This window comes from Blautia argi (assembly GCF_003287895.1).
Classification (GTDB): Bacteria; Bacillota; Clostridia; order Lachnospirales; family Lachnospiraceae; genus Blautia; species Blautia argi.
Genome location: NZ_CP030280.1, coordinates 2,480,287 through 2,505,485, shown reverse-complemented (window position 1 = coordinate 2,505,485; position 25,199 = coordinate 2,480,287). Strand labels below are relative to the sequence as shown.

The window sequence follows — 25,199 nt, the reverse complement described above, 5'->3', positions numbered from 1 at the left end:
AACGGGGTGTTGCGGTTAAGCAATATCCCGTTTCACTTTTTCTGTTAAAAAGTCTTTCTGAGCATGTTCCATGATTTCAGGGGAAAGCAGTAGTTCCCAGATACTGGCTGCGAGGATTTTTCCGGCTGTCAGCATGCCTTTGTGTGCAATGGAAGATTTTCCCTGAGCAACAGCTGTCCAATGGTGCAGCGGAGTATCCTTTGCATAACAGGCGGTCATAAAGGCTGTGCAGGGCAGCTTTTGGCTTATATTTCCCACATCAGTGGAAATCCCGGTTTTCCGTGTAAGAGAAAGGTCTGGAAGTGTGCATAAGGGCATGTCGCAGGCGGGGTTTCCAAGAACTTTTTCTGCCTGTGCAGCATAAGAAACCTCTTCGGGTGTGTATATAGCAGGAGAGAAGGTTTTCATATATTTTAACAGCAGTCTGTCCAGAGAAGGATTGGGCAGAAGGCTGTCATAAATACAACGTGTCTGAATGTCCACTTTTGTATCCGTCATCAGAGCAGCGCCTGCAGCAATGCGGTCTACACGCTTTCTAAGCTCTGCGGCTTCCCGGCTTTGGGGAGAACGTATGGCGTACAAAAGCTGGGCTTTGGCAGGAACAATATTGGGAAGTTTGCCTCCGGCATTTAAGTAGGCATAGTGAATCCTGGCATTATCAGGCATGTGTTCTCTTAAATAATTGACCCCGATATTCATTAATTCGCAGGCGTCCAGGGCGCTTCTGCCCAGATGAGGCGCCAGGGAAGCATGGGCGCTGGTGCCGGTAAAGGTGTAGGATACCCGCTGATTTGCCAAAGATTGGTTGAAAATACCGGACTGTGCATGAGGGTGCCAGGAAAAAGCGGCATCGACATCACGGAAAAAGCCCTGTGCGAGCATCTGGCTTTTTCCGGCTTCGTTTTCTTCTGCCGGACAACCGAAGTAGATAATGGTGCCGGGAAGTTGGTATTTGTCCATAAGATCTTTTAAGAACAGGGCAGCGGCCAGAAGCCCGGTTCCAAGAAGATGATGTCCGCAGCCGTGACCAGCAGAAGTCAGGCAGGAAGTTGGTTCTGTGGGTAAAAAGCAGTCCGCCGGGTGTGCCATATCAGGCAGGGCATCGTATTCTCCCAACAGTCCGATAACCGGTCTGCCGCTTCCATACTTTGCCGCGAAAGCTGTGGGGAGCTGCGGGGAAGTGGGAAGAAGGGTGAAACCATGAGAACAGAGGTGTTTTTTTAAAAGGGTGCAGGATTTAATTTCCTGATAGGCAGTTTCTGCATAATCCCAGAGAGTGTCTGCTGTGGAAGTCAGAAGTTCCTCATATTTCTGCACCAGACAATCCAACTCAGATGTATTTATATCCATGAAAATCCGTCCTTTCTTTGAAGAATTTCTTTTAGTATAGCATATCTTTCAAAGGCAGTGCGAAAAAAGGCAAAAAAATTTAAAAATATTGTTGACAAATAAAAAGCTTTATAGTATAGTATTACCTGTGCTTGAGATAACAAATCAAACACAACATGCGCGAGTGGCTCAGTTGGTGGAGCGCGACCTTGCCAAGGTCGAGGCCGCGGGTTCGAGTCCCGTCTCGCGCTTTTTTTATTTCCAGAAACAAAGGACAGACAGAGATGTCTGTCTTTTGTTATTTTATAGGAAAATGCGTCTTATGAAATGAAAACTTTAATGTGATAAAATATTGGCTTTAAACGGGAAGTGTGGTATAATAGGCTTCATAAAAAATGCCTGCTGTTGTATAGGCGGGTAGAAGCCGAGGGGCTGAAGGAGGTATGCTTTATGAAAATGATATTTGCCATTGTACGAAAAGAAGACGAGGGATTTGTAATAGAACGGCTGAATAAGGAGAAAATCAGTGTGACAAAGCTGTCCAGTACAGGCGGATTCCTGAGAAAGGGCAATGCCACATTGATGATTGGTACAGAAGATGAAAAGGTAGATACTGTGCTGAACATTATTAAAGAAGAATGCTCCAGACGAAAAGAGGTTATGATTACACCGGCGTATTCTGCAGGTACCAAAGGACCGGTGCTTGGATATGCAGCGCCTCCTGTTACCATTGACGTAGGAGGGGCAACGGTATTTATTGTAAATGTAGAGCAATTCCTGAAGCTGTAGGAGTATTTTAGGCAGCAAATTACTGGAACTATGAAAATCTGCTTGTGAAATTCAGGATAAAATGGTAAAATTATCAGATGATAACAACCCTGAAATGCGTTATGCGCAGATGAATTTTATCACGAAAGCGGAGGATTTTACCATGAAGAAACTGAAAGTTACAAAAGGTGCAAAATGTATGGCATGTCTGGAGTGTGTAAGAGCATGTTCTGAAAGCTTTTATAAAGAATTTGACCCGGACAAGTCCTGTATTCAGATTATTGAGAAAAAAGGCGATGCGAAGCCTATGGTATGTGTACAGTGCGGTAAATGTGCAAAAGCCTGTCCGGAAGGGGCAATTACACAGAATGCAAAGGGCGTATACATGATAAATAAGAAAAAATGTACAGGCTGCGGCAAATGTGTAGAGGCATGTCCGTTTGGCGTTATGGTAAAAGCAGAAGAATCACCGGTAAGCAGCAAATGTATTGCATGTGGTATTTGTGCAAAAGCCTGTCCGGCAGATGTTTTGGAAATAGTAGAAGATTAAGCAGATTAATCAGAAGACAGCAAAGACTGGCGCTTTAAAGCATATTTTGTGCGTATAAGGCGCCGGTTTTTCCATTTACAGAAAAAGAAACGGCAAAGGAGGCGGTTTGATGATACGAAATATAGCAGAAATCCATTCTGAGCAGGACGGTCTTACCCTGTCTGTACTCTGGACAGAGCCGGAGGGTAGGAAAAAGGGGGTGGTTCAGATTTCTCATGGCATGAGCGAACATAAAGAGCGTTATCTGCCGTTTATGGAATTTCTGGCAGAACATGGATATGCGGCAGTGATTCATGACCATAGAGGACACGGAAAGAGTGTCAGAAGAGAAGAAGACCTGGGCTATTTTTATAACACCGGGGCAAAAGGGATTGTAGAGGATTTGCATCAGGTGACAAAGTGGACAAAGGAAAAGTTTCAGGGGATTCCTTTTTATATGCTGGGACATAGTATGGGAACTTTGGTTGCCAGAAATTACCTGAAGGAGTATGACAGGGAGCTGGACAAGCTGATTCTCACAGGACCGCCAAGCAAAAACCGGGCAGTGGATTTGGGGCTTGCCCTGGCAAAATTGCAGAAAAAACGAAAGGGTGGCGGCTACAGAAGTAAGGAGATTCAGACGCTGGCCTTTGCCCCCTGTGTGGCAAGATTTAAAAAGGAGGACAGCACCTCTGCCTGGATATGCTCAGACAACGAAGTAGTAGAAGCCTATGACGCATCGCCTTTTTGCGGATTTGTATTTACTACAGATGGGTTTGAAAGCCTCTTTAGGCTGATGAAAGGTACTTACAGCAAAAAAGGCTGGAAGGTAAGAAACAAGGAACTTCCTGTTTTGTTTCTGGGAGGAGAAGATGACCCCTGTATTGGAAACGGAAGAAAGTTTGTACAGGAGCTGCAGTTTTTGAAAAAAATGGGATACAGACAGGTAACAGGAAAGAGGTATCCGGGAATGCGCCACGAAATCCTGAATGAAGAGGGAAAAGAAGAGGTTTACAAAAATATTTTGCAGTATCTTGAGAAACAGCGGAATTTGTAAATGATATAAAAAACCAAAAGGCAGTTGAAAAAACAGATATATGGTGCTATGATGTAGTTTCATGGAGAAATTTGTAAAATCTATGATAACATTTAAAACTTTAGGAGGAAAATCATGAAGAAGAAAATCTTAGGTGTGTTACTTTCTATTGCCATGGTCGGAACATTGATGACAGGTTGCGGACAGCAGCAGGCTGTGGAGGAAAAAGAAAATTCTAAAACAGAGGGAAACGCAGAGGCAGGAGAGGACAAAGAAGCTGGTAAAAGCAGCTTTGCACCGGTAGCAAAGGAAGACTTAAAAGTAGGCGTTATCCATATTGGTGACCCTGCAGATGGTTCCGGATATAGCTATGCCCATGACCAGGGGATTGTAGAAATGCAGAAGGAACTGGGTCTTGATGACAGCCAGATTATCAGAAAAAACAACATTCCCGATGAAGATCCTACTATGACAGAGCAGGCAATGAGAGAGTGTATTGAAGAGGGCTGCCAGATTATCTTTGCAACAAGCTTCAACTATATGGATACCTGTGAAGCGCTTGCTGAGGAGTATCCGGAAGTTATTTTTTCACATGGTACAGGCTATAAATCAAACGATACAAACTTCAACAATTATTTCGGAAGAATTTATCAGGCAAGATACTTATCCGGTATTGTGGCAGGTATGAAGACAGAGAGCAACAAAATCGGTTATGTAGCAGCTATGGGCTCTGAAAACTCAGAGGTAACCGGCGGCGCTGATGCATTTGCCATTGGTGTTGCAGAGGTAAACCCTGATGCAGAAGTATATGTAAAGGTTACAAATAGCTGGCTTTCTCCTACAGAGGAGACCAATGCAGCAAAAGCTCTGATTGCAGAGGGTTGTGATGTTATCGGTCAGCACTGCGATACTCCGAACCCACAGACAGAAGCAGAATCCGCAGGTGTCTGGGGCGTTGGATACAACTCTGATATGGAAAAAGATGCACCAAAAGCTACTTTGACATCTGTTGTATGGAACTGGGGTGTATATTATACACAGGCTGTACAGCAGGTAATTGACGGAACCTGGACTGCTGAAAACTACTTCGGCGGTATGGACGATGGCCTGGTGGACATTACTCCTTTAAATGAAGATCTGGTTGCACCGGGAACACAGGAAAAGGTAGATGAGGCAAGAAAGAAAATTGTAGAAGACGGCTTCAATGTATTTGACGGTGTTCTGGAAACAAATGACGGAAAGACCATAGGAGAAGACGGAAAGACTTTAGATGATGCAACCATTACAGGCGGTATTAACTGGTATTATAAGAATATCGTGGTAAAATAGATATTTCAGATAAGTTGAATCAGAAGAAAAAATAAGGCTGCGGCAGCAGGCGCAGGTGGAGAGATTTCCACAGATGCCCGCTGCCGCAGTTTTGATTTTGCAGAAAAGTTCTTGTGCGGCAGTTCTTTCTTATGATACAATAAATCTGTATGCTGTAAAACAGCAGAAACAAAAGAAATGAGAGGTGACACGAGTTGGCTTTGGAGAAGAAGGAGAATGCCATTGAGCTTCAGGGAATTACCAAAACCTTCGGAAGTGTAGTTGCCAATGACCATATTAATCTGGAAGTCCGCAGAGGAGAAATCCTGGCGCTTCTGGGAGAAAATGGATCCGGTAAAACAACGCTGATGAATATGATTTCAGGAATTTATCACCCTGACGAAGGCATTATTAAGGTGAATGGGAAAGAAGTAACCATTAATTCCCCCATGGACGCAGGAAAGCTGGGAATCGGCATGATTCATCAGCATTTTAAGCTGGTAGATGTATTTTCTGCCATGGATAATGTAGCTATGGGAATGGAAGGAAAACGAGTAAAGCCAAAAGAATTAAAAGAACGTATTTTAAAGCTGACAGAAAAATACGGGCTGGAGGTTGAGCCTGAAAAGAAAATTTATAATATGTCTGTCAGTGAAAAGCAGACCGTAGAAATTCTGAAAGTGTTATATCGCAATGCAGATATTTTGATTTTAGATGAACCTACCGCAGTGCTTACCCCACAGGAAACAAAAAAACTTTTTGCAATTCTCAGAAAAATGAGAGAGCAGGGCAGTGCTATTATTATTATTACCCATAAGTTGAACGAGGTTATGGAAATCAGCGATAGGGTAACGATTTTGCGAAAAGGACAGAGTATTGACACAGTCAATACCTGTGAAACTAATGAAAAGCAGTTGACAGAGCTTATGGTAGGCCGTCCGGTTACTCTGGAAATTCAGCGTCCGGAATGTGAAAATGTATTTACCAGGCTGAAAATTGTGGATCTTTCCGTAAAGTCCCCGGACGGAACCATGGCAGTCAAGGATTTGAGTGTGGAAATCAAGGCTGGAGAAATCCTGGGAGTTGCCGGAGTTGCCGGAAGCGGACAGAAGGAATTGTGTGAAAGTATTGCAGGGTTAATTCCGGTGGATAAGGGTGCAATTCTTCATAATAAAGAAAATGTGGTAGGAAAAACACCGAGAGAAATTGCCAATCTGGGCATCAGTCTGGGCTTTGTACCAGAGGATCGTCTGGGTATGGGGCTTGTGGCTTCCATGGGTATGGTGGATAATATTCTTTTGAAAACCTATGATAAGAATAAGGGTATTTTTATAGACAGAAAGCCAGCCAGAAAAATGGCAGAGGATCTGGTGAAAAAGCTAAAGGTGGTAACACCCAGTGTTGACACGCCAGTGCGTCTTATGTCAGGAGGAAATGTGCAGAAGGTGCTTCTGGGAAGAGAAATTGAATCCAATCCCTCTGTTCTGGTAACCGCTTATCCTGTCCGCGGACTAGACATCAATTCTTCTTATACAATTTACGATTTGCTCAATGAGCAGAAGAAAAAAGGAGTTGCAGTTCTCTTTATCGGAGAGGATTTGGACGTGCTTCTGCAGATTTCAGACAGAATCATGGTGATGTGTCATGGAGAGTCTACAGGGGTGGTAGATGCAAAAACCACTACAAAAGAGGAGTTGGGATTGATGATGACTGGTAAGAGGAGGGAAGAGGGCTAATGGAAACTAAGAAGAAAGAACCTCTGATTCGTATTGAAAAGAGAAGCGAAAGACCTCATGGACAGATTATCCGTCTGCGCCTTCTATCTGTGTTATTTGCCATTTTGGCAGGAGGATTGTTTATCCTTTTTATCGGATATAATCCGTTTTCTGTATATGGAACAATTATATCCGGTGCATTTAGAAGTACCATGGCATTTCAGGCAACTATTAAGCTTATGGTGCCTCTTCTGATACCGGCTTTGGGTATTACTCTGGCGTTTAAGATGCGTTTCTGGAACATTGGGGCAGAAGGACAGATTATCATGGGAGCTATCTTCGCAACATATTTTGCGCTGTTTTGCTGGGATTTCCCACACTGGTTGTTGATGATCTGTATGTTTTTGGCAGGTATGTTGGGCGGCGCCCTGTGGGGGCTGATTCCTGCATTTTTCAAGGCAAAATTTGATACAAACGAAACACTGTTTACTTTGATGTTAAACTATGTGGCGCTGTATTTGATTTCCTTTTTGCGCGACGGTCCGTGGAAGGATCCCAATTCTTCCGGCTTCCCGAAGATTGCCAGATTTGGGGAAAGCGCCCAGCTTGACAAAATTTTCGGTGTGCATGCAGGCTGGCTTATTGGTCTGGTGCTGGTTGTCATTGTTTATGTTTATCTGAAATTTACAAAGCAGGGATATGAAATCGGCGTAGTAGGAGAAAGCCGTGCTACTGCTAATTATGCAGGTATGAATTATAAGAAAATTGTGCTTCGTACCATGGCGTTTTCCGGCGGTATTTGCGGTATTGCAGGTATGGTGCAGGCCAGCGGTTCAGACCTGACACTGACAACCTCTGTGGCAGGAGGAGTGGGCTTTACTGCCATTATTGTGGCATGGCTTGCACAGTTAAATCCAGTGGGAATTCTGGTGGTATCCTTCCTTTTTGCAGTTTTGGAAAAGGGAAGTACAGTTATGCAGTCTGCGCACGGCCTGTCTGCCTATTCCGCAGATGTACTTCAGGGTGTTATCCTTTTCTTTGTACTGGGCTGTGAATTCTTTGTACGGTATAAATTTGTGACACGCAGGAAAGGAGGACAGGCATAATGGATTTTTTTGTAAACTTTTTTGTAGCAGCGGTTCTTGCCGGAACGCCACTGCTTTTCGGGATTTTGGGAGAAATTATCAACGAAAAAGCAGGACATCTGAACCTGGGTGTAGAAGGTATGATGTCCATTGGTGCAGTGGGCGGCTTTGTCGTGGGATACTGGACAGACAATCTGGTTCTGGCTCTTGCAGCAGCATTTGTCACAGGTATGCTGGGCGCTTTAATCTACGCAGTGTTAACTGTTACTTTTATGGCAGACCAGAATGTTACGGGTCTGACTCTGACTATTTTTGGTATTGGATTTAGTAACTTTGTGGGAGATTTTGTCCGGGAGAAAAGCGGAAATACTTCTCTGAAACTGCCGGAAGGGATTCTGGACAGTCTGGGAAAGGTGAAGCTTCCTTTCCTTACAGACATTCCGGTGATTGGAAAACTGTTGTTTAACTACAATATTTTTGTATATCTGGGCATTGCAGCAGCAATCTTATGCGCGATTTATCTTCATAGAACAAAGACCGGTCTGAATGTTCGGGCTGTAGGAGAGAATCCGGCAGCAGCAGATGCAGCGGGGATCCCTGTGACAAAGCTGAAATACTTAAATCTGATGTTGGGCGGCGGCCTTTGCGGTATTGGCGGTGCATATTGTTCTATGATTATCTGCAACGGTGTATGGGTAACAAGCTGTGTCAATGGTCTTGGCTGGATTGCAGTGGCATTGGTTATTTTTGCAACCTGGAATCCAAACAGAGCCATTTTGGCTGCCCTGGTATTCGGTGGTTTCAGCGTATTGAAATACTATGTACCTCAGGTAATTCCAAGCTCTATTTTTGATATGATACCGTTTTTAATGACCATTGTAGTATTGATTATGACATCTATTCGTTCTTCAAAAGAAAATTCTCAGCCGAAATCCTGCGGTGTGAATTATTTCCGTGAAGAGCGGTAACAGAAAGGAAAAGGAAATGTCAACAAAATCAAAGCTTCTGGAGCTTCTGGAAAAACAAAAGGGCAGTTATCTGTCAGGGGAAGAGCTGGCACAGCAGCTTGACATATCCAGGACAGCAGTGTGGAAGGCCATGAAAAGCCTCAGGCAGGAGGGGTATCAGATTCAGGCTGTGACAAATAAGGGGTATGCTCTTTGTCAGGAAAATGATATTTTGTCTGGGGAAGCTGTCCGGTGTTTTCTGGAAAATCCGGAGGTGGAGATACAGGTTTTTCAGGAGATTTCGTCCACCAGTCAGGTGATGAAACAGAAAGCCCTGGAGAGCCGGCTGCCCCATGGTTCCTTTGTGGCTGCAAACAGCCAGATAGAGGGCAGAGGGAGAAAGGGGCGCAGCTTTTATTCGCCCAAAGGAAGTGGCTTGTATCTCAGTGTTCTGTTGTATCCGGGAAAAACAGTTCAGGAGAGTCTGGAAATGACAGCGGCAGCAGCTGTTGCTGTGTGCAAAGCTGTAAGGGAATCCTGTGGTGTTTCATTGGACATTAAATGGGTGAATGATCTGTATTTGCAGGGTAAAAAAGTGTGTGGAATTCTCACAGAGGCAGTTACAGATTTTGAAACAGGGGATATTGAATTTGCAGTGGTGGGAATCGGACTGAATCTCTATGAACCGGAAGAGGGCTTTCCCGGGGAACTGCGACAAAAGGCAGGAACTATTCTGCAAAAGGGTCAGCAGGTGGATAGAAACCGTCTGGCTGCCTGTATTGTCAACTGTCTTTTGAAAGAAGTGGAGAAAAAAGGAATTCCCGGAGAATATATAGCGTGGAATATAATTCCGGGGAGAAAAATAAAACTTCACTCTGATTTTAAGAGCCGGATAGTGCTGGCAGAGAGAATTTCAGAGGACGGCAGACTGGTTATCCGAAATGAGCAGGGACAGGAAGAAATCCTGTCAGCAACCGATGTATCTCTGGAACTATGGTAAAAAATAAGAAAACGGTTTTCCTGGAAGGATTGGAGTCCTTTGGGAAAACCGTTTTTGTTTTACAGGAAAATGTTATCCTGTAAGTGTTTATCTTCTTCGTCTGGAAGGTGTAAAACTGTGGCAGAAAATCTGTACCAGAATAATGCCGAATAAAGCGCCTGTGCTGTCTATGGCTACATCACGTTTGGAAGGCCCTCTTCCTGCTACGAAAGATTGATGAAATTCATCTGTACAGGCAAATCCCACACAGAGAAGACCTGCCAGAAGAAACAGCCAGAAGCCCCGGACGCCATATACATAGAGGGGAAAAGACATGCAAATGGCAAGAATGAAGTATTCTGTCATATGTGCCAGTTTGCGTACCGGAAATTCGATTTTATCGGCATAGGCATTTTTCTCTTCTTCAGACAGACCTTTATCCAGAACGCGGTCAGCAACAGAAACAAGGTGATAGCTGATTTCATGGCTTAAATTGCCGGATTCGGTTCCTGTCTGAGCAGAAAAGCTGAAAATGAGATACATCATGGCAATTGCAGGCAGGAAGGAAAAAGGTTTTAGTAAGTAGATGATGAATTTTTTCATAAGGGACTCCTTTCTGAATGTAATTCAGGTTAGTGGGTATTTCCAACAAAAATCAGAGAGTTTTCTTGTATAAAAGGTAAAACTACTTTTGAGGAATTTACTAAGAAAGAGTACCATTTTTTGTAAGATTTGTAAAGTTTTGAAAAACTTTAGAGAAAGGTTTGACAAGAGAGAAATAGGGTTTTATACTGTAAAGCAGAAAAAATAAGAAACGGCAATGAAAAGAAGAGTACATTTTTGGAAACGGCAAAGAGAGCTTCGGTGGGTGAGAAGAAGTGCGGAGAAGAGAATGGAAGATGGTCTTGGAGCTTCGCACCGACTGCATAAGTTGCATAGGCTGCGATGGGAGCGCCCATTACAGCGCCTGGATATAAGGAAGTAAAAGTATAAGCCGAAAGAGAAAAAAGGCAGTTTCCCGTATCCGCAGAGGTTCCTGCAGGACAGGAATGAATTAAGGTGGTACCACGAAGTATATGACCTTCGTCCTTATGTATAATACAGGGGCGGAGGTCTTTTTTCATTGTCAAAAGGAGGGGCATATGAGTCAACAAACAGAAAGCAAGAAAAACACGGACACAGCCAAATGGTCTGGCAGTCTGGGATTTATTATGGCAGCAGCCGGTTCTGCTGTGGGTATGGGGAATCTCTGGAGATTTCCTATGCTGGTAGGAGAAAACGGGGGCGGTGCTTTTGTTCTGGTGTACCTGATTTGTATTTTCCTGGTGGGAATTCCCATGATTATAGCAGAGATTACTATAGGCCGCGCCGGAGGAAAAGATGCATTCGGAAGCTATAAGGCGCTGAATAAAAAGTGGGGCGGTGTGGGAATTCTGGCTGTGATTACCAGTTTTATCGGTTTATCTTATTATGCAGTTTTAGGCGGTTGGGTTATTCGTTATATTTTTGCCTCTGTGACAGGTGCGTCAGATAAGGGAAGCGAATTTTTTCAGACCTTTACAACCAACGCAGGAAGCCAGATTGTATATTATCTGATTTTTATGGTGATTACCATCTTGATTGTAGTAAGAGGTATTCAGAAGGGAATCGAAAGTTCATGCAAAATTATGATGCCGCTTTTAGTGCTTTGTATGCTGGTAATTGTGGTGCGTTCCTGTACACTTCCGGGAGCGGAAAAGGGTATTGAATTTTTCCTGAAGCCTGATTTTTCCAAGTTGACACCAGGGGCATTTCTGGCGGCTTTGGGACAGGTGTTCTTTTCTCTTTCCCTTGGAACAGGGGCAACGATTACCTATGGCGCTTATCTTGGAAAAGACCAGAAAATTGTAAAAAGTGCGGGAAGCATTGCATTCTTTGATACACTGGTTGCCATGATTGCGGGCTTCGCTATTTTACCGGCAGTATTTGCGTTTGGCTTTGACCCGGAGAGCGGTCCGAGTCTGATGTTCCAGACACTTCCCACTGTATTTGGAGAAATGCCGGGAGGTAAAATATTCGGCGTGATTTTCTTTGTGCTGGTATTATTTGCAGCTGTTTCTACCAGTATTGCCTATCTGGAGGTTGTGGTATCCTTTGCAGTCAATACCTTCCATGTGACAAGGACAAAGGCGGCTGTGATTTCAGCAGGATTGATTACCTGCCTTGGAATTCCATGTGCTTTGAGCTTTGGCATGTGGAGTGATATTAAGGTTGCCGGAAAGAGTTTCTTTGATTTGGCGGATTATCTGGTGTCCAATGTGTCCCTGCCTATTGGCGGAATCCTTGCCTGCATCTTTATTGGTTGGGTATGGAAATCTAAAAATGCAGTGCGGGAAATTACTAATGAAGGAAAGGCAGAATTTAAACTGGCAGGCGTGTGGTCTGTGCTGGTTAAATTTGTTCTGCCGGTGCTGATTGCCGCAGTTTTTGTGACTTCTTTATAGAAAGAAATAAGAAGAGAATGGCTTGGAAATACGGGAGGAAATTCTAATTTCTGAGCCGCTCTTTTTTTGTGGTAAAAAGAAGCGGAATGGGGTATAATGATTGCACAACGTGCAATCCAAGCCAATGCTTCGGCTTGCTGCCACAAAGTGGCAGATTATACCCGGAAAGCCACAGCTTGAAAAGAAAATGCCCTGCGGCGCTTCCTTTTCTGCGCGTGTGGTATAATGATTGCACAACGTGCAATCCAAGCGGGCAGTTTTGCAGAACAGAAAGGAAATCAGTATGAGTTTAGCAGATAATTTATTTATTTCTATGTGCCGTGATATTCTGGAGAATGGAACAGATACAAAGGGGGAGAAGGTGCGCCCTAAATGGGAGGATACCGGAGAGAGCGCTTATACCATTAAGCGCTTCGGCGTGGTAAACCGTTATGATTTACGGAAGGAATTTCCGGCGCTGACTCTTAGAAAAACGGCATTGAAAACTTGTATGGACGAGATTTTATGGATATATCAGAGGAAATCCAACAACATTCATGATTTAAATGCACACATCTGGGACGCATGGGCAGATGAGGACGGTTCCATCGGAACCTGTTACGGAGATGTGGTGGGAAAGAAGTTTCTTTACAAGGGAGAAGAAACCGACCAGATGGATTATGTGTTAAAGCAATTAAAGGAAAATCCCTATAGCAGAAGAATTATGACAAATCTGTATCAATTTGAATATCTTCACAGCGGAGCTTTGGATCCCTGCTGCTACAGCATGACCTATAATGTGACAAAGGAGAGAAACAGCGAAAGGCTGGTGTTGAACGGAGTCTTGAATCAGCGCTCCCAGGACGTGCTGGCAGCAAATAACTGGAATGTGTGCCAGTATGCCATTCTTCTCATGATGGTAGCGCAGGTTAATGATATGATTCCCGGAGAACTGGTACATGTGATTGCAGATGCACATATTTATGACCGTCATGTGGAGGCAGTAAAGGAGTTGATTTCCAGAGAAGCTTATCCTGCACCAAAGGTTTCCCTGAATCCGGAAGTGAAGGATTTCTATGCATTTACCACAGCGGATTTGATTGTAGAGGATTATCAGGCAGGTCCGCAGATTAAGAATATACCTATTGCAGTTTAAAAGAGGAGAAAAGATATGAATTTAATTGTAGCGGCAGAACGCGAACTGGGGAATTGGGAAGGACAACAAGCTGCTGGTCAGTATTCCGGCAGATATGAAATTTTTCAGAAATACAACTACCGGAAATGTGGTGATTATGGGAAGAAAAACACTGGAAAGCTTTCCGGGAGGGCTTCCTCTGAAAAACAGAGTGAACATTGTGCTTACAAGAGATAAGAATTATCAGGCAAAGGGTGCAGTTGTGGTTCACAGTGTAGAAGAGGCTTTGGAAGAAGCAAAGAAATATGAGGAAGAGGTTTATGTTATCGGTGGCGACAGCGTATATAAACAGATGCTTCCCTACTGCAGTAAAGCATATGTGACAAAAATAGATTTTGCCTATGAGGCAGACAGCTTTTTCCCGGATTTGGATAAAGAGGGAGAGTGGAAGGTAACAGGAAGAAGCGAAGAGCAGACATACTTTGATATTGAGTATGAATTTAGAACTTATGAGAGGGTAAAAAATAAATAAATATCTGTAATAAAAAAGCTGCACAAAACCCAAGTCAGGCATTTCTGACTGCTGTTTTGTGCGGCTTTTTGTTATCCGACGGGTGCATTCAGAAAGGTTTTTCCGTTCCGCGCCGGCTTTGCACAGGTATCCCTTTTGGCAATGTGGAAGGGAAGCATGACCTTAAGGGGAATCCGATGACCTCCGTTAATCCGGTCAATGAGAATTTTGGAAGCAAGCTGCCCCATTTCTTCCATGGGGATATGTACAGTGGTCAGCATGGGAGATAGATATTGGGCGGTTTCAATGTCATCTACGCCGATAATGGAAATATCCTCCGGAATCCGATAACCTTTTTCACGAATCGCCTTAATGGCTCCAATAGCAGTATTGTCGTTGGCACAGAAAATGGCAGTGACATCAGATTTTGCTTCCATTAAATGATAGGCGCCCTGATAGCCCCCCTTCGTGGGAAAGTTTTACGTTTGCTGTATTTTTCTGCAAAAAGGGAAGGTTTAAGGACTTCAGAGCTTCCTTAAAGGCAGTATAGCGGATTTCGTTGTTCTGCTCTCCGATATAGCCGATTTTGGTGTGTCCCAGCTCATGAAGGTAGGAAATTGCGCTGAAGGTAATTTCTCTTCCGTCGCAGACCACCTGGTCATATTTGGTTCCCATGGGATTTAAGCCTGCGTACACAATGTGCTTGTAATGTTCTGTGAAAAATTTTAATATCTGCTTGTCATAACGCCCCAGAATGACGGCTCCGTCTGCAGGAGAGTTTGCGATACGGGCAGCTACCTCTGTGTTGGCAATATCAAGAGCCGTAAAAGAATGTTTGATGAAAAAATTACTTTTGAAAGCCTCCTGTTCAATGGCTTTTGCAATGTGGGAGAAGAAAAGGTCAGAAACAGCGGCTTCTCCTCTTGCGTAAATACAGGAAATCGTTTTCGGCAAAGCCATGATGGCAGTCGGCGCTTTTGCTCCCATTTTTAATGCCCGTGCAGAAGTATTCGGGGTATAACCGCTTTCCCGGACAATTTCCCAGATGCGCTCCTGCACCTCCGGGCTTGCTGCTTTTGTGTTTTTTTGGTTAATTACACGGGAAACCGTAGAAATAGATACATTTGCTTTTTGTGCAATTTCTTTTAGAGTCATATTCAAACCTCACAATACAAGAGTTAATAGATAAGCATATTATAACTGAAATGACGGATAATGACAATAAAATATAAGATAACGTTTGCTTAAAAAGAATACAAAAACAAGGGCTTTTTGGTGAAGGTTTGTTGAAAATGTATGAGCCTTATCGTATAATCGGAAATAACAAGATGAGCTTTTATGCTAAAATAGAGGTCGTATGGAAAGGAAGAATGATATGAAACATGCATATTACGGTTATACCAAAGAGGAACTTTTAAACAACAATCCAAAACTTCCTGTGTTGGTTATGGAAGACAACGAAGCGGTTTTCCGTTCCATGGCAGAGGAAATGGCAGAGGAAATTAAGGCGCACAATGAAAAGGGCGAAAAAACGGTTTTCATTTGCCCGGTAGGTCCTGTTGGACAGTATCCTTTCTTTGTGGAAAAGGTAAACAAGGAGAGAATCAGCCTGAAAAATGTGTGGTTTATCAATATGGATGAGTATTTGGACGATGAAAAAAAATGGGTTCCTGAAACACACCCCCTCAGCTTCCGTGGTTTTATGAACCGGGTTGTATACGAAAAAATCGACGAAGAACTGGTAATGCCAAAGGAACAGCGCATTTTCCCGGATCCGGAAAATCTGGACTACATACCAAATTTAATTGAAGAGCTGGGCGGCGTGGATATTTGCTTTGGTGGAATCGGCATCAACGGACATGTGGCATTTAACGAAGCAGATCCTTCCCTGAGCAACGAAGAATTTCTGGCGCAGAAAACCAGAGTTCTGGAGATTACAAAGGAAACCAGAACAGCCAACGCAATCGGAGATTTTAACGGGGCTTTAGAGGATATGCCTCATTATTGCGTAACCATTGGTATTTATGAAATTGCCCATGCAAGAAAAATCAGACTGGGCTGCTTCAGAAACTGGCACAGAGCTGTGGTACGCCGTACCGCATATGGAGAAGCAACTTCTGATTTCCCGGTATCTCTTCTTACCGATCATGCAGACATTAACCTGAAAATCACAGAATTTGTAGCTGCATTGGAGGGATAAGTATGAAGACCTGGATTACAGGCGGATATGTATATCGCTATGAAAAGCGTCGTCTGGAGAGAAAAAATCTCTGTATGGAAAACGGTGTGATTACGAAAATTTGCAGTCCGTCCGAAGCAATCACAGACGGAGAGGTTTACGATGTAAAGGGAAAGGCAGTAGTTCCCGGTTTCATTGATATCCATACTCATGGCGGCTGCGGCTTTGATGTAAATGCTGCCTCAAAAGAGGATTTAGAGAAAATTGGACACTTTTTCGCCACACAGGGAACTACAACCTGGCTTTGCTCTATTCTTACAGATACGAAAGAACAGACAGAAAAAGTCATTGGCGAGGTGCTAAAGCATAAAGCAGACCATGAGAACTGTGCAGATTTACTGGGAATTCATCTGGAAGGTCCGTTTTTGTCTGTGGAGTTTAAAGGTGCAATGCCGGAATCTCTTTTAAGAGGTGCTGACCTGGACTTGTTAAAGGAATATCAGGAAAAGGCAGAGGGAAATGTACGTTACATTACAGTTTCACCGGAGGTAGAGGGGATTCCGGAGGCAATTCCAGCTATCAGGGATATGGGAATCACGGTTGCCATTGGACATTCAGGGGCAGATTACGAAACCTCCAGAAAATGTATTGAAAACGGAGCTATGGCATGTACCCATACCTGCAATGCCATGAAATTATTCCACCAGCATTTTCCGGCTATTATGGGAGCCGTTCTGGAAGCAGACGATGTGTACTGTGAAGCTATCTGCGACGGACGGCATCTGCACCCGGGCAGTGTGCGTATGATTCTGAAGGCAAAGGGATATGACCGGGTAGTGGCTGTAACGGATTCCATTATGGCGGCAGGTCTTCCCGATGGCGCTTACAAACTGGGGGTAAACGATGTTATTGTGGAAGAGGGAGATGCCAAACTTCCCAACGGCGTTCGTGCAGGAAGTACACTGACAACAGGAACCGCTTTGAAGCGTCTGGTAGAGTTTACAGGAAAATCCATGGAGGACGTACTTCCTCTGCTTACCATGAATCCTGCAAGACTGATTCGTGCAGAGGAGCATATCGGAAGCCTGGAAGAGGGAAAGGACGCTGATATTCTCATTTTAGACGATGCTTATAATATTACAGATACCTTTGTAAAAGGGAAGAAAATTAAAAAACAGGAGGAAACACCATGCCATTAATACCATTAAGACCATTGCTGGAAACCGTTGACAAATATCACTTTGCACAGGGCGCTTTTAATGTAAATGCAGTTGCACAGGCAAAGGCAGCCATTGAGGTGCATGAAATGTTCCGTTCTGCAGCCATTCTGCAGGGCGCTGACCTTGCAAACGGATTCATGGGCGGACGTACAGACTTTCAGAACGCAACCCTGGAAGATAAAAAAATCGGTGCGAAAAATATTGCTGCAGCAGTAAAGAAATATGCGGAAAATTCTCCGATTCCGGTTGTTCTGCACTTAGATCACGGAAAAAACTTTGATTCCTGCGTTGCAGCCATTGAAGGTGGCTATACTTCTGTTATGATTGACGGTTCTTCTCTTCCTTTTGAAGAAAACGTAGAACTGACAAGAGAGGTTGTAAAGTACGCCCACGAAAGAGGGGTTTCCGTAGAAGGTGAGCTGGGTGTGCTGGCAGGTGTGGAAGACCATGTATTTTCCGCAACTTCTACCTATACCAATCCGTTAAAAGCAGTGGAATTTTTCAAAAAGACAGGCTGCGATGCCCTGGCTATTTCCTACGGAACCATGCACGGGGCTTCTAAGGGAAAAGATGTAAAGCTGAGAAAAGAAATTGCCATTGCCATTAAGGAATGTATGATGCATGAAAACCTTTTTGGCGTTCTGGTATCCCACGGTTCTTCTACTGTGCCGAGATACATTGTAGACGAAATCAATGCGTTAGGCGGAAACATTCAGAATGCATATGGCATTTCAATAGAGGAATTAAAGGCTGCAATTCCATGCGGTATTGGAAAAATCAATGTGGATACAGATATTCGTCTGGCTGTTACAAGAAATATGAAGGAATACTTTGCACAGAATCCGGAAAAGAGAAACAGCCCGTCTATTGGCGGTGTATACAAACTTTTGGAAGAGAAAAAAGACCAGTTTGACCCAAGAGCCTTTCTTCCTCCGATTATGGATACCGTTATGTACGGCATTGTTCCTGATGAAGACAGAGCAGAATTGGTTTCTGTAATTGAAAAAGGTGTGAAAGAGGCCATCGGAACTCTGATTGTAGAGTTTGGTTCTTTTGGAAAAGCGCCGCTGGTAGAGCAGGTTTCTCTGGAAGAGATGGCAGAACGTTATAAAAAAATGTAAAAAGACAGAAGAAAGGTGCAGATTGCACAGAAAAATAAAGAGAGCAGAGAACCGGATAAAAAGGGGACTCTGCTCTCTTTGTTTCTTTTTGCTAAGATATGCAAAAGTATATTCTGAGAATGATAAAAAATACACAAAGTAAATCAAACGTTTGCTTAAAATCAGGTTGAAAACAAACTTTGTATAGGGGATAATGTCAATAGAAAAACAAATAAGAAACATGTTTTGGTGCGAAATGCCGAAACGAAAGAAAGCGGAGGTTTAAAATGGGGAAAAAGAACAAGGGCGGCGCTGATTTTGTCAGCAAAATACCAAAAGGGATATGGCTGTTGATTTCATTCGTTGTTGCGATACTTGTGTGGACACTGTTATCTGTGACACCGCAGACAGCAAGATGTTTTCCTAATGCACTGAAGGTATTGGAATCAATTGGACTTATGCAGGGCGAAAGAGGAATTCTTCTGCAGGATATCGGAAGCAGTTTGATTTCTGTATTCTGGGGCTTCCTTTTGGGATTTGTAATTTCTGTACCGGTGGCATTTTTGATGGCATGGTACAGACCGGTGAGATTTATTCTGGAGCCATGGATTCAGTTTATCAGAAATATCCCACCGTTAGCTTATGTACCGTTGGTTGTTATTGGTGTTGGTGTAGGTCGTACACCTCAGATTATCGTTATCTGCCTGGCAACCTTCCTGATTATGACAGTTACCATTTTCCAGGGTGTTATTAATGTGGACGAAACATTGATTAAGGCAGCAAGAGTACTGGGAGCAAATGACGCACAGTTGTTCGTGAAGGTTATTTTTCCGGCAACTACACCATTTATTATTACAGCAATCAGACTTGGTATCTCCACAGCGCTTACGACTTTGATTGCAGCAGAATCTACAGGTGCTATTGCAGGTCTTGGTATGAGAATCAAGTCTTTGGCAAACTCCTATGAAACAACGCCAATGTTGCTGTACATCATTATTATCGGTGTAATCGGTATGCTGGCTGAGAAAGTTCTTAAATACTTTGAAAGGAAGTTAACATCATGGCAGGAAAAGAGGGAAATATAAAAGTAAGCATTCAGGGTGTAGAGAAAAAATACAATACCCGCAAGGGGGAGGTTGTTGCTCTGAATGGTGTTAATTTTGATATTAAGGAAAATGAGTTTATTTGTGTAATCGGACCGTCCGGTTGTGGAAAATCCACTCTGTTAAATATTATTGCCGGACTTTTAGAGCCTACAGCAGGACAGATTCTGGTAGACGGCAAGCCGATTCAGGGAACCGGAACAGACCGCGGCGTGGTATTCCAGCAGTATGCGCTGTTTCCATGGCTGACAGTAAAGAAAAATGTAGAGTTTGGACTGAAATTAAAGGGGCTTTCCAAAGAAGAATGTGAAAGCATTGCCATGAAGTATTTGAAAATGGTAGAACTTGAAAAATTCGCGGATTCCTATCCAAAAGAATTATCCGGCGGTATGAAACAGAGAGTTGCCATTGCGAGAGCTTATGCAATGAATCCGGAAGTGCTTTTAATGGACGAGCCCTTCGGCGCTTTGGACGCGCAGACAAGAACACAGCTTCAGACAGAACTTCTGAAAGCATGGCAGGAAGAACACAAAACCTGCTTCTTTGTAACACATGATATTGAAGAAGCCATTGTCCTTGCAACCAGAGTTGTGATTATGAGCGCACGTCCTGGACGTATTAAAGAGGTTGTGGACATTGACATTCCTTATCCAAGAGATCAGGAAACAAAAATGAGCGAACGTTTTATTGAACTGAAAAATCATATTTGGGGTCAGGTATACCAGGAATACCTGGAGGTTCGGAAATAGGACTTACAAGGGGCGACCTGTGAGAACATAAAACTATATTTTAAGGAGGATTTTTTCATGAAGAAGAAATTATTAGCAATGGTACTGGCAGCAGCAACTGCAATGACAATGTTGGCTGGCTGCGGCGGCGGAGATGACAAAGCGGCATCTACAGACACAAAGGAAAACAAAGAGGCTTCTGCAGACGCAGGCAAAGAGGAAAAGAAAGAACTGGATAAAGTAAAAGTTGCGTACATGCCAAACTATGCATCTCTCTGGGTTGTAAAAACAGCACAGGAAAAGGGATATTTTGAAGAAGAAGGCATTGAGGTAGAACTGACAAAATTTGACGATGGTCCTACAGAAATCGCAGCAATGGAATCCGGTTCCATGGACGTAGCTTATATCGGACCTGGCGCTCATACACTGGCAATTCAGGGAAATGTAGATATTTTCTGCTTCCAGCAGTTGGGCGATGCAGACTGTGTTATGGGTCTGAAATCACATGGTGTAAACTCTTTGGAGGACTTAAAGGGCAAAAAAGTTGCTTATGCTTCTGGTACATCTTCTGAAACCATTCTGCTTCGTGCATTGGAATCTGTAGGTCTTACAATGAAAGACATTGAACCATACAATATGGAAGTTACAAACATGCCAAGTGCTATGATTTCCGGTTCTATTGACGCATGTGCACCATGGTCACCAAACACAAAGGTTATTACAGACGAGGTTGGAGATGACGCACAGATTTTTGTAAGCAACGCAGACTTCTCTGATATTGCAGCAGACCCTGCAAGTTGGGTATGTATGCCGGAATATGCTGAGAAGAACAAAGACCTTTTGGTAAGATTTACAAAGGCTCTCTACAAAGCAATGGACTTTGGTGCAAATGAAGAAAACTATGAAGAAGTTGCAGGATATGTAGCAGACGAAACAAAAACAGATGTAGAAACAGCAATGGGTCAGACAACAGACGGTGCATGGCTTACTTCTGAAGAACTTTTAACAGAGCTTGAAGAAGGAAAGATTGCAGGCTACTACGAAATCCAGCAGAAGAACTTCATTACAGCAGAAAAAGTAAAAGAAGAAGTTCCTGTTGAAGATTATGTATTATTCGACATCATGGAAGAAGCAGGTAAATAAAGAACAGTATGTCACGAGCATCTGGAATGAAAACTGAGCATTAAAAATGGGGGAGGGGCTGTCGAATCAGATGTAAACGAAAGATTACAAAAAGCGGCAGCCCCTGTTCTTTGTCATATGGAAAACCAGATTTTCCCTATGACAAAGAACTTCTTAAAGCAGAGTCTGTATTTTATATAGAAGAAACTCCAAAGCAGTTCAGAACACAGTGAGAAAGGAAAAGGAACATGGCAGAAAATTTATTAATTGTACATGGAGGCGGTCCTACAGCAGTTTTAAACGCTTCCCTGTACGGGGCAGTAAAAGAAGCGAAAAAATCCGGAAAGCTGGAACACATTTACGGCGCTGAAAACGGAACGGGAGGTGTTCTGGAAGAACGTTTCCTGGAACTTGGAAACATACCGGAGGAAAAATTAAAGTTGCTTTTACAGACACCGGGAACTGCAATCGGAACCTCCAGAGATCCAATCTGGCAGGAAGATTATGAAAAAATGGCAGATATTCTGGTAAAGAAAAAGATTAAGTATGTGTTGTTTAACGGCGGAAACGGAACCATGGATACCTGCGGAAAGCTGCATAAGACATGTCAGGCAAGAAATCTGGACATTCGGGTTATGGGAATTCCAAAGACTACAGATAATGATATTGCTGTGACAGATCATAGCCCGGGCTTCGGAAGTGCAGCCAGATACATTGCTGCCTGCACAGAAGAGCTGTGTGCAGATGTGCGTTCCCTTCCTATTCATGTGGTAGTTATGGAGGCTTCCGGAAGAAATGCAGGCTGGATTACAGCAGCAAGCGCTCTTGCAGGAGAAAAAGGGTATGGACCGGATTTGATTTATCTTCCGGAACGTCCCTTTGATGAGGAACAGTTTATCAAAGATGTAGAAGAAAAACTGAAAGAAAAAAGCGGAATTGTGGTGGTTGCCAGCGAAGGTCTTACTGACAAAGAGGGAAAGCCGGTGGTAAAACCGGTGTTTAAGACAGAAAGAGCAACGTATTTCGGAGATGTGAGTTCTCATCTTGCCAATCTGGTGATTCAAAAGCTGGGATATAAGGCAAGAGGGGAGAAACCGGGACTTTTAGGCAGGGCTTCCATTGGGCTGCAAAGTCCGGTTGACTGTCAGGAAGCACAGCTTGCCGGAGAAAAGGCATGCAGGGCAGCTCTTCAGGGAGAATCCGGAAAAATGGTGGCGTTCAGACGTGTTTCCGAGGCGCCATATAAAGTCGAAGATTTTCTGGTGGATATTGACGAGGTCATGATGTATGAAAGAACCATGCCGGAAGAATTTATCAATGAAAAAGGCAATGGCGTTACCCAGGCATTTCTGGACTGGTGCAGACCTCTGATAGGAGAGGAATTGCCGGATATGGTGTCCTTTAACAGCTTTATGGGAAAAAAATAAAATGTGTTTTTGAAAGTATAAGGCACAGAAAGGAAAAAAAGAATGAAACATATTTATCTGAATTTAAAAAGATTTGATGTACCGGCAGAACTGGGCGGGGTAAACCGCATTGCAGACATCAGAACATGGGGCAGCTATATTGTAAGAGAAACACAGGAAAAGCTGAAAGCATACGCACAGAAAGATGTGGAATTTGCTATGTTTTTCCCAGAGGCACATCTGTTTTCTGCTCTGGAAGCAAAGACAGAGGGAAGCCCGGTACAGGTTGGCTGTCAGGGTGTGTTTAGAACTGATGTGCAGCCGGGAGGAAATTTCGGGGCATTTACCACAGGAAGACCGGCAGCAGCTATGAAGGCAGCGGGCTGTGAGGCAGTTATCATTGGTCATTGCGAGGAGAGAAACAACTTAAACGGGATTCTGGCAGAAGCGGGTTGTAAGGATACTAATGCAGTGAATCGTATTTTGAATCAGGAAATCAAATGTGCCGTAGCACAGGGATTGAAGGTTTTATACTGTATTGGAGAGAGGAGCGAGGAGCAGGAGCAGTGGCAGGATGTTCTGGGCGAGCAGTTGGAAATCGGGCTGCAGGACGTAGACAAAAATATGGTAGCCATTGCCTACGAGCCTGTATGGTCTATCGGACCCGGAAAAACTCCGGCAGATAAGGAATATATTACGAAGATTGCCAGATTTGTCAAAGAGAAGACAGAGGGGATGGATATTGTATACGGCGGCGGCTTAAAACAGGACAATGCAGCCATGCTGGCTTCCATACCGGAGATTGACGGCGGACTCATTGCACTTACCAGATTCCAGGGAGAAATCGGGTACTATCCGGAAGAATATCTGGAAATCATCTCCCTTTATATGAAAGAAGCAGGAAAACAGGAGGACTAAGATTATGAAGTTAGAATTTGAATACGGACAGGGAACCATGGCAGCAGAATTGCCGGATAATACAGACATTTTTATTCCGGGTGAAACCGTAAAAGACCCGGATTACATACCAGAGGATAAATTAAAAGAGGCTTATCTGGAAAGTCTGGCGCACCCCATCGGTATGCCCACACTGACAGAACTGGCACATAAGGGAAGTACCGTTACCTTTGTTGTTCCAGACAGAGTAAAAGGCGGAGAACAGCCAACCAGCCACAGAAAATTAAGTATTAAATACATTCTGGAAGAGCTTTACGCAGCCGGTGTGGAGAAAAAGGATATTTTATTCATTATTTCCAATGGTCTTCACCCAAGAAGCAAGGAATCTGATGCAAAAGCCATTTTCGGAGAAGAGCTGTTCAATGAATTCTGGCATACCGGTCAGATTATCAGCCATGACAGTGAAGATCAGGAACATATGGTAAATCTGGGAACCACCAGAAGAGGTGATCCGGTTTACATGAATAAATATGTTTTTGAATGTGATATTCCGATTTTAATCGGTCATGTACAGGGAAATCCGTACGGGGGATATTCCGGCGGATACAAGCACAGTGCAACCGGTATTACAAACTGGAAGAGCATTGCCAGCCACCACGTTCCTTCTGTTATGCACAGAAAAGACTTTACTCCTGTAAACGGCGGCAGCCTTATGAGAACCAAATTTGATGAGATTTCTATGCATATGGAAGAAAAAATGGGACACCCTTTCTTCTGTTGTGACGCAGTTCTGGACACAAATTCCAGACAGATTGCCATTTATTCCGGTTATGCGAAAGAAATGATGCCGGAAAGCTGGAAGCTGGCGGACAAGAGAACTTATGTACACTGGGCAGAGAAAAAATACGATGTGCTGGTATTTGGTATGCCACAGAAATTCCATTACGGAGATGGCATGGGAACCAATCCCATTATGATGATGCAGGCATTGAGCGCACAGGTACTTCGTTATAAACGTGTGATGAGCGACAACTGCGTGATTATCTGTTCTTCTTTGTGTAACGGCTTTTTCCATGATGAATTATGGCCGTACTTAAGAGAAATGTATGATTTATTCCAGCATGACTATATGAATACTCTGCCGGATATGAACCGTTACGGCGAATACTTTGCAACAAACGAGGAGTATATCCGCAAATACCGCTTTACTAATGCATTCCACCCATTCCATGGTTTCAGTATGATTTCCTGCGGACATATTGCAGAAATGAATACCAGCGCGATTTACATTGTAGGCGCTCAGGAACCGGGATATGCAAGAGGTATGGGTCTTAAGACAAGAGCAACTTTTGAAGAAGCTCTGGAAGATGCAAAGAAGAAATTTGTAGGAGAAAATCCTAATATTCTGGCACTGCCTCTGACCTTTAAAAAGGCAGCGGTTCACCTTTGCATGAAGAATCCTGAAGAGGACTGCATGGACGCATATGGACACTGCCACCCATGCATGGGATAAGAAGAAAGAAAAGATAAAGTGAGAATATGAGGGCTGTCTTTTATGGCTGTGTGGAAAAAACAGAATTTTCCAAAGTCTATGGGGGACAGCCCTGCTTTTCTCTTTAGAGAACTGATAAAATGGGAGA

The 25,199-nt window shown here is 43.5% G+C and carries 23 protein-coding genes, 1 tRNA gene, 1 pseudogene and 1 other annotated feature; of the genes and pseudogenes, 21 read left to right on the top strand and 4 right to left on the bottom strand.

What is annotated here, in order from left to right:
• Positions 1-15: 15 nt before the first annotated feature.
• Positions 16-1,350, bottom strand: a complete 1,335-nt coding sequence (locus DQQ01_RS12120; protein WP_111920251.1) for an amidohydrolase — start codon at positions 1,348-1,350, stop codon at positions 16-18.
• A 157-nt stretch (positions 1,351-1,507) separates the two neighbouring features.
• On the opposite strand from DQQ01_RS12120, the gene DQQ01_RS12115 reads away from it, so the two are divergent.
• The 9 genes from DQQ01_RS12115 (at position 1,508) to DQQ01_RS12075 (ending at position 9,717) form a co-directional block, all read left to right on the top strand.
• A tRNA-Gly gene (locus tag DQQ01_RS12115) sits at positions 1,508-1,580 on the top strand.
• A 199-nt stretch (positions 1,581-1,779) separates the two neighbouring features.
• Entirely contained in the window at positions 1,780-2,118 is a 339-nt protein-coding gene (locus DQQ01_RS12110) for a cyclic-di-AMP receptor (RefSeq protein WP_111920250.1), read from the top strand.
• A gap of 142 nt (positions 2,119-2,260) precedes the next feature.
• Entirely contained in the window at positions 2,261-2,647 is a 387-nt protein-coding gene (locus tag DQQ01_RS12105) for a 4Fe-4S binding protein (RefSeq protein WP_111920249.1), read from the top strand.
• A gap of 109 nt (positions 2,648-2,756) precedes the next feature.
• Positions 2,757-3,683 (top strand): alpha/beta fold hydrolase, encoded by a 927-nt coding sequence (locus DQQ01_RS12100; RefSeq protein ID WP_111920248.1) that lies wholly within the window; start codon positions 2,757-2,759, stop codon positions 3,681-3,683.
• 114 nt (positions 3,684-3,797) lie between these two features.
• On the top strand, positions 3,798-4,991 hold the full coding sequence (locus DQQ01_RS12095) for a BMP family ABC transporter substrate-binding protein (RefSeq protein ID WP_111920247.1): 1,194 nt from the start codon (positions 3,798-3,800) through the stop codon (positions 4,989-4,991).
• A 194-nt stretch (positions 4,992-5,185) separates the two neighbouring features.
• Positions 5,186-6,706 (top strand): ABC transporter ATP-binding protein, encoded by a 1,521-nt coding sequence (locus tag DQQ01_RS12090; protein WP_111920246.1) that lies wholly within the window; start codon positions 5,186-5,188, stop codon positions 6,704-6,706.
• Positions 6,706-7,791: an ABC transporter permease gene (locus DQQ01_RS12085; protein ID WP_111920245.1), complete on the top strand. Its 1,086-nt coding sequence runs from the start codon at positions 6,706-6,708 to the stop codon at positions 7,789-7,791. The genes DQQ01_RS12090 and DQQ01_RS12085 overlap by 1 nt, the downstream gene beginning before the upstream one ends.
• Entirely contained in the window at positions 7,791-8,738 is a 948-nt protein-coding gene (locus tag DQQ01_RS12080; protein WP_111920244.1) for an ABC transporter permease, read from the top strand. Before DQQ01_RS12085 ends, DQQ01_RS12080 begins: the two co-directional genes overlap by 1 nt.
• Positions 8,739-8,754: 16 nt before the next feature.
• The gene (locus DQQ01_RS12075; protein WP_111920243.1) at positions 8,755-9,717 is read left to right on the top strand and encodes a biotin--[acetyl-CoA-carboxylase] ligase; all 963 of its coding nucleotides are present in this window, start codon (positions 8,755-8,757) and stop codon (positions 9,715-9,717) included.
• Between the two features lie 87 nt (positions 9,718-9,804).
• On the opposite strand, the gene DQQ01_RS12070 is transcribed toward DQQ01_RS12075, so the two are convergent.
• Positions 9,805-10,299 (bottom strand): VanZ family protein, encoded by a 495-nt coding sequence (locus tag DQQ01_RS12070; RefSeq protein ID WP_111920242.1) that lies wholly within the window; start codon positions 10,297-10,299, stop codon positions 9,805-9,807.
• A 208-nt stretch (positions 10,300-10,507) separates the two neighbouring features.
• Positions 10,508-10,790: a binding site (T-box leader), on the top strand.
• Between the two features lie 48 nt (positions 10,791-10,838).
• On the opposite strand from DQQ01_RS12070, the gene DQQ01_RS12065 reads away from it, so the two are divergent.
• From DQQ01_RS12065 to DQQ01_RS12055, 3 genes and pseudogenes are all read left to right on the top strand, one after another.
• Positions 10,839-12,179 carry a sodium-dependent transporter gene (locus DQQ01_RS12065; RefSeq protein WP_111920241.1) on the top strand — a complete coding sequence of 447 codons (1,341 nt, stop codon included), beginning with the start codon at positions 10,839-10,841 and terminating at the stop codon, positions 12,177-12,179.
• Between the two features lie 283 nt (positions 12,180-12,462).
• Positions 12,463-13,314, top strand: a complete 852-nt coding sequence (gene thyA, locus DQQ01_RS12060; protein ID WP_111920240.1) for a thymidylate synthase — start codon at positions 12,463-12,465, stop codon at positions 13,312-13,314.
• A 15-nt stretch (positions 13,315-13,329) separates the two neighbouring features.
• Positions 13,330-13,825, top strand: a pseudogene (locus DQQ01_RS12055) (dihydrofolate reductase).
• Positions 13,826-13,896: 71 nt separating this feature from the next.
• Here the strand turns inward: DQQ01_RS12055 and DQQ01_RS16670 are convergent.
• A complete protein-coding gene (locus DQQ01_RS16670; protein ID WP_242980371.1) occupies positions 13,897-14,241 on the bottom strand; it encodes a substrate-binding domain-containing protein in 345 nt (114 codons plus the stop codon).
• Positions 14,225-14,959 (bottom strand): LacI family DNA-binding transcriptional regulator, encoded by a 735-nt coding sequence (locus tag DQQ01_RS12050; protein WP_242980369.1) that lies wholly within the window; start codon positions 14,957-14,959, stop codon positions 14,225-14,227. Before DQQ01_RS12050 ends, DQQ01_RS16670 begins: the two co-directional genes overlap by 17 nt.
• A gap of 220 nt (positions 14,960-15,179) precedes the next feature.
• Between DQQ01_RS12050 and DQQ01_RS12045 the strand changes: the two genes are divergently transcribed.
• The 9 genes from DQQ01_RS12045 (at position 15,180) to DQQ01_RS12005 (ending at position 25,072) form a co-directional block, all read left to right on the top strand.
• Positions 15,180-16,004 carry a sugar phosphate isomerase family gene (locus DQQ01_RS12045; protein WP_111920239.1) on the top strand — a complete coding sequence of 275 codons (825 nt, stop codon included), beginning with the start codon at positions 15,180-15,182 and terminating at the stop codon, positions 16,002-16,004.
• A gap of 2 nt (positions 16,005-16,006) precedes the next feature.
• On the top strand, positions 16,007-17,182 hold the full coding sequence (nagA, locus tag DQQ01_RS12040; RefSeq protein ID WP_111920238.1) for an N-acetylglucosamine-6-phosphate deacetylase: 1,176 nt from the start codon (positions 16,007-16,009) through the stop codon (positions 17,180-17,182).
• The gene (locus DQQ01_RS12035) at positions 17,173-18,324 is read left to right on the top strand and encodes a class II fructose-bisphosphate aldolase (protein WP_111920237.1); all 1,152 of its coding nucleotides are present in this window, start codon (positions 17,173-17,175) and stop codon (positions 18,322-18,324) included. Before nagA ends, DQQ01_RS12035 begins: the two co-directional genes overlap by 10 nt.
• A 266-nt stretch (positions 18,325-18,590) precedes the next feature.
• Entirely contained in the window at positions 18,591-19,388 is a 798-nt protein-coding gene (locus tag DQQ01_RS12030; RefSeq protein ID WP_111920236.1) for an ABC transporter permease, read from the top strand.
• Positions 19,364-20,155, top strand: a complete 792-nt coding sequence (locus DQQ01_RS12025) for an ABC transporter ATP-binding protein (protein WP_111920235.1) — start codon at positions 19,364-19,366, stop codon at positions 20,153-20,155. The genes DQQ01_RS12030 and DQQ01_RS12025 overlap by 25 nt, the downstream gene beginning before the upstream one ends.
• Before the next feature lie 57 nt (positions 20,156-20,212).
• Positions 20,213-21,277, top strand: a complete 1,065-nt coding sequence (locus tag DQQ01_RS12020; RefSeq protein WP_111920234.1) for an ABC transporter substrate-binding protein — start codon at positions 20,213-20,215, stop codon at positions 21,275-21,277.
• A gap of 227 nt (positions 21,278-21,504) precedes the next feature.
• Entirely contained in the window at positions 21,505-22,683 is a 1,179-nt protein-coding gene (locus tag DQQ01_RS12015) for a diphosphate--fructose-6-phosphate 1-phosphotransferase (protein WP_111920233.1), read from the top strand.
• 42 nt (positions 22,684-22,725) lie between these two features.
• Entirely contained in the window at positions 22,726-23,580 is an 855-nt protein-coding gene (locus DQQ01_RS12010) for a triose-phosphate isomerase family protein (RefSeq protein ID WP_111920232.1), read from the top strand.
• Positions 23,581-23,584: 4 nt separating this feature from the next.
• The gene (locus tag DQQ01_RS12005) at positions 23,585-25,072 is read left to right on the top strand and encodes a lactate racemase domain-containing protein (RefSeq protein WP_111920231.1); all 1,488 of its coding nucleotides are present in this window, start codon (positions 23,585-23,587) and stop codon (positions 25,070-25,072) included.
• Positions 25,073-25,199: the final 127 nt, after the last annotated feature.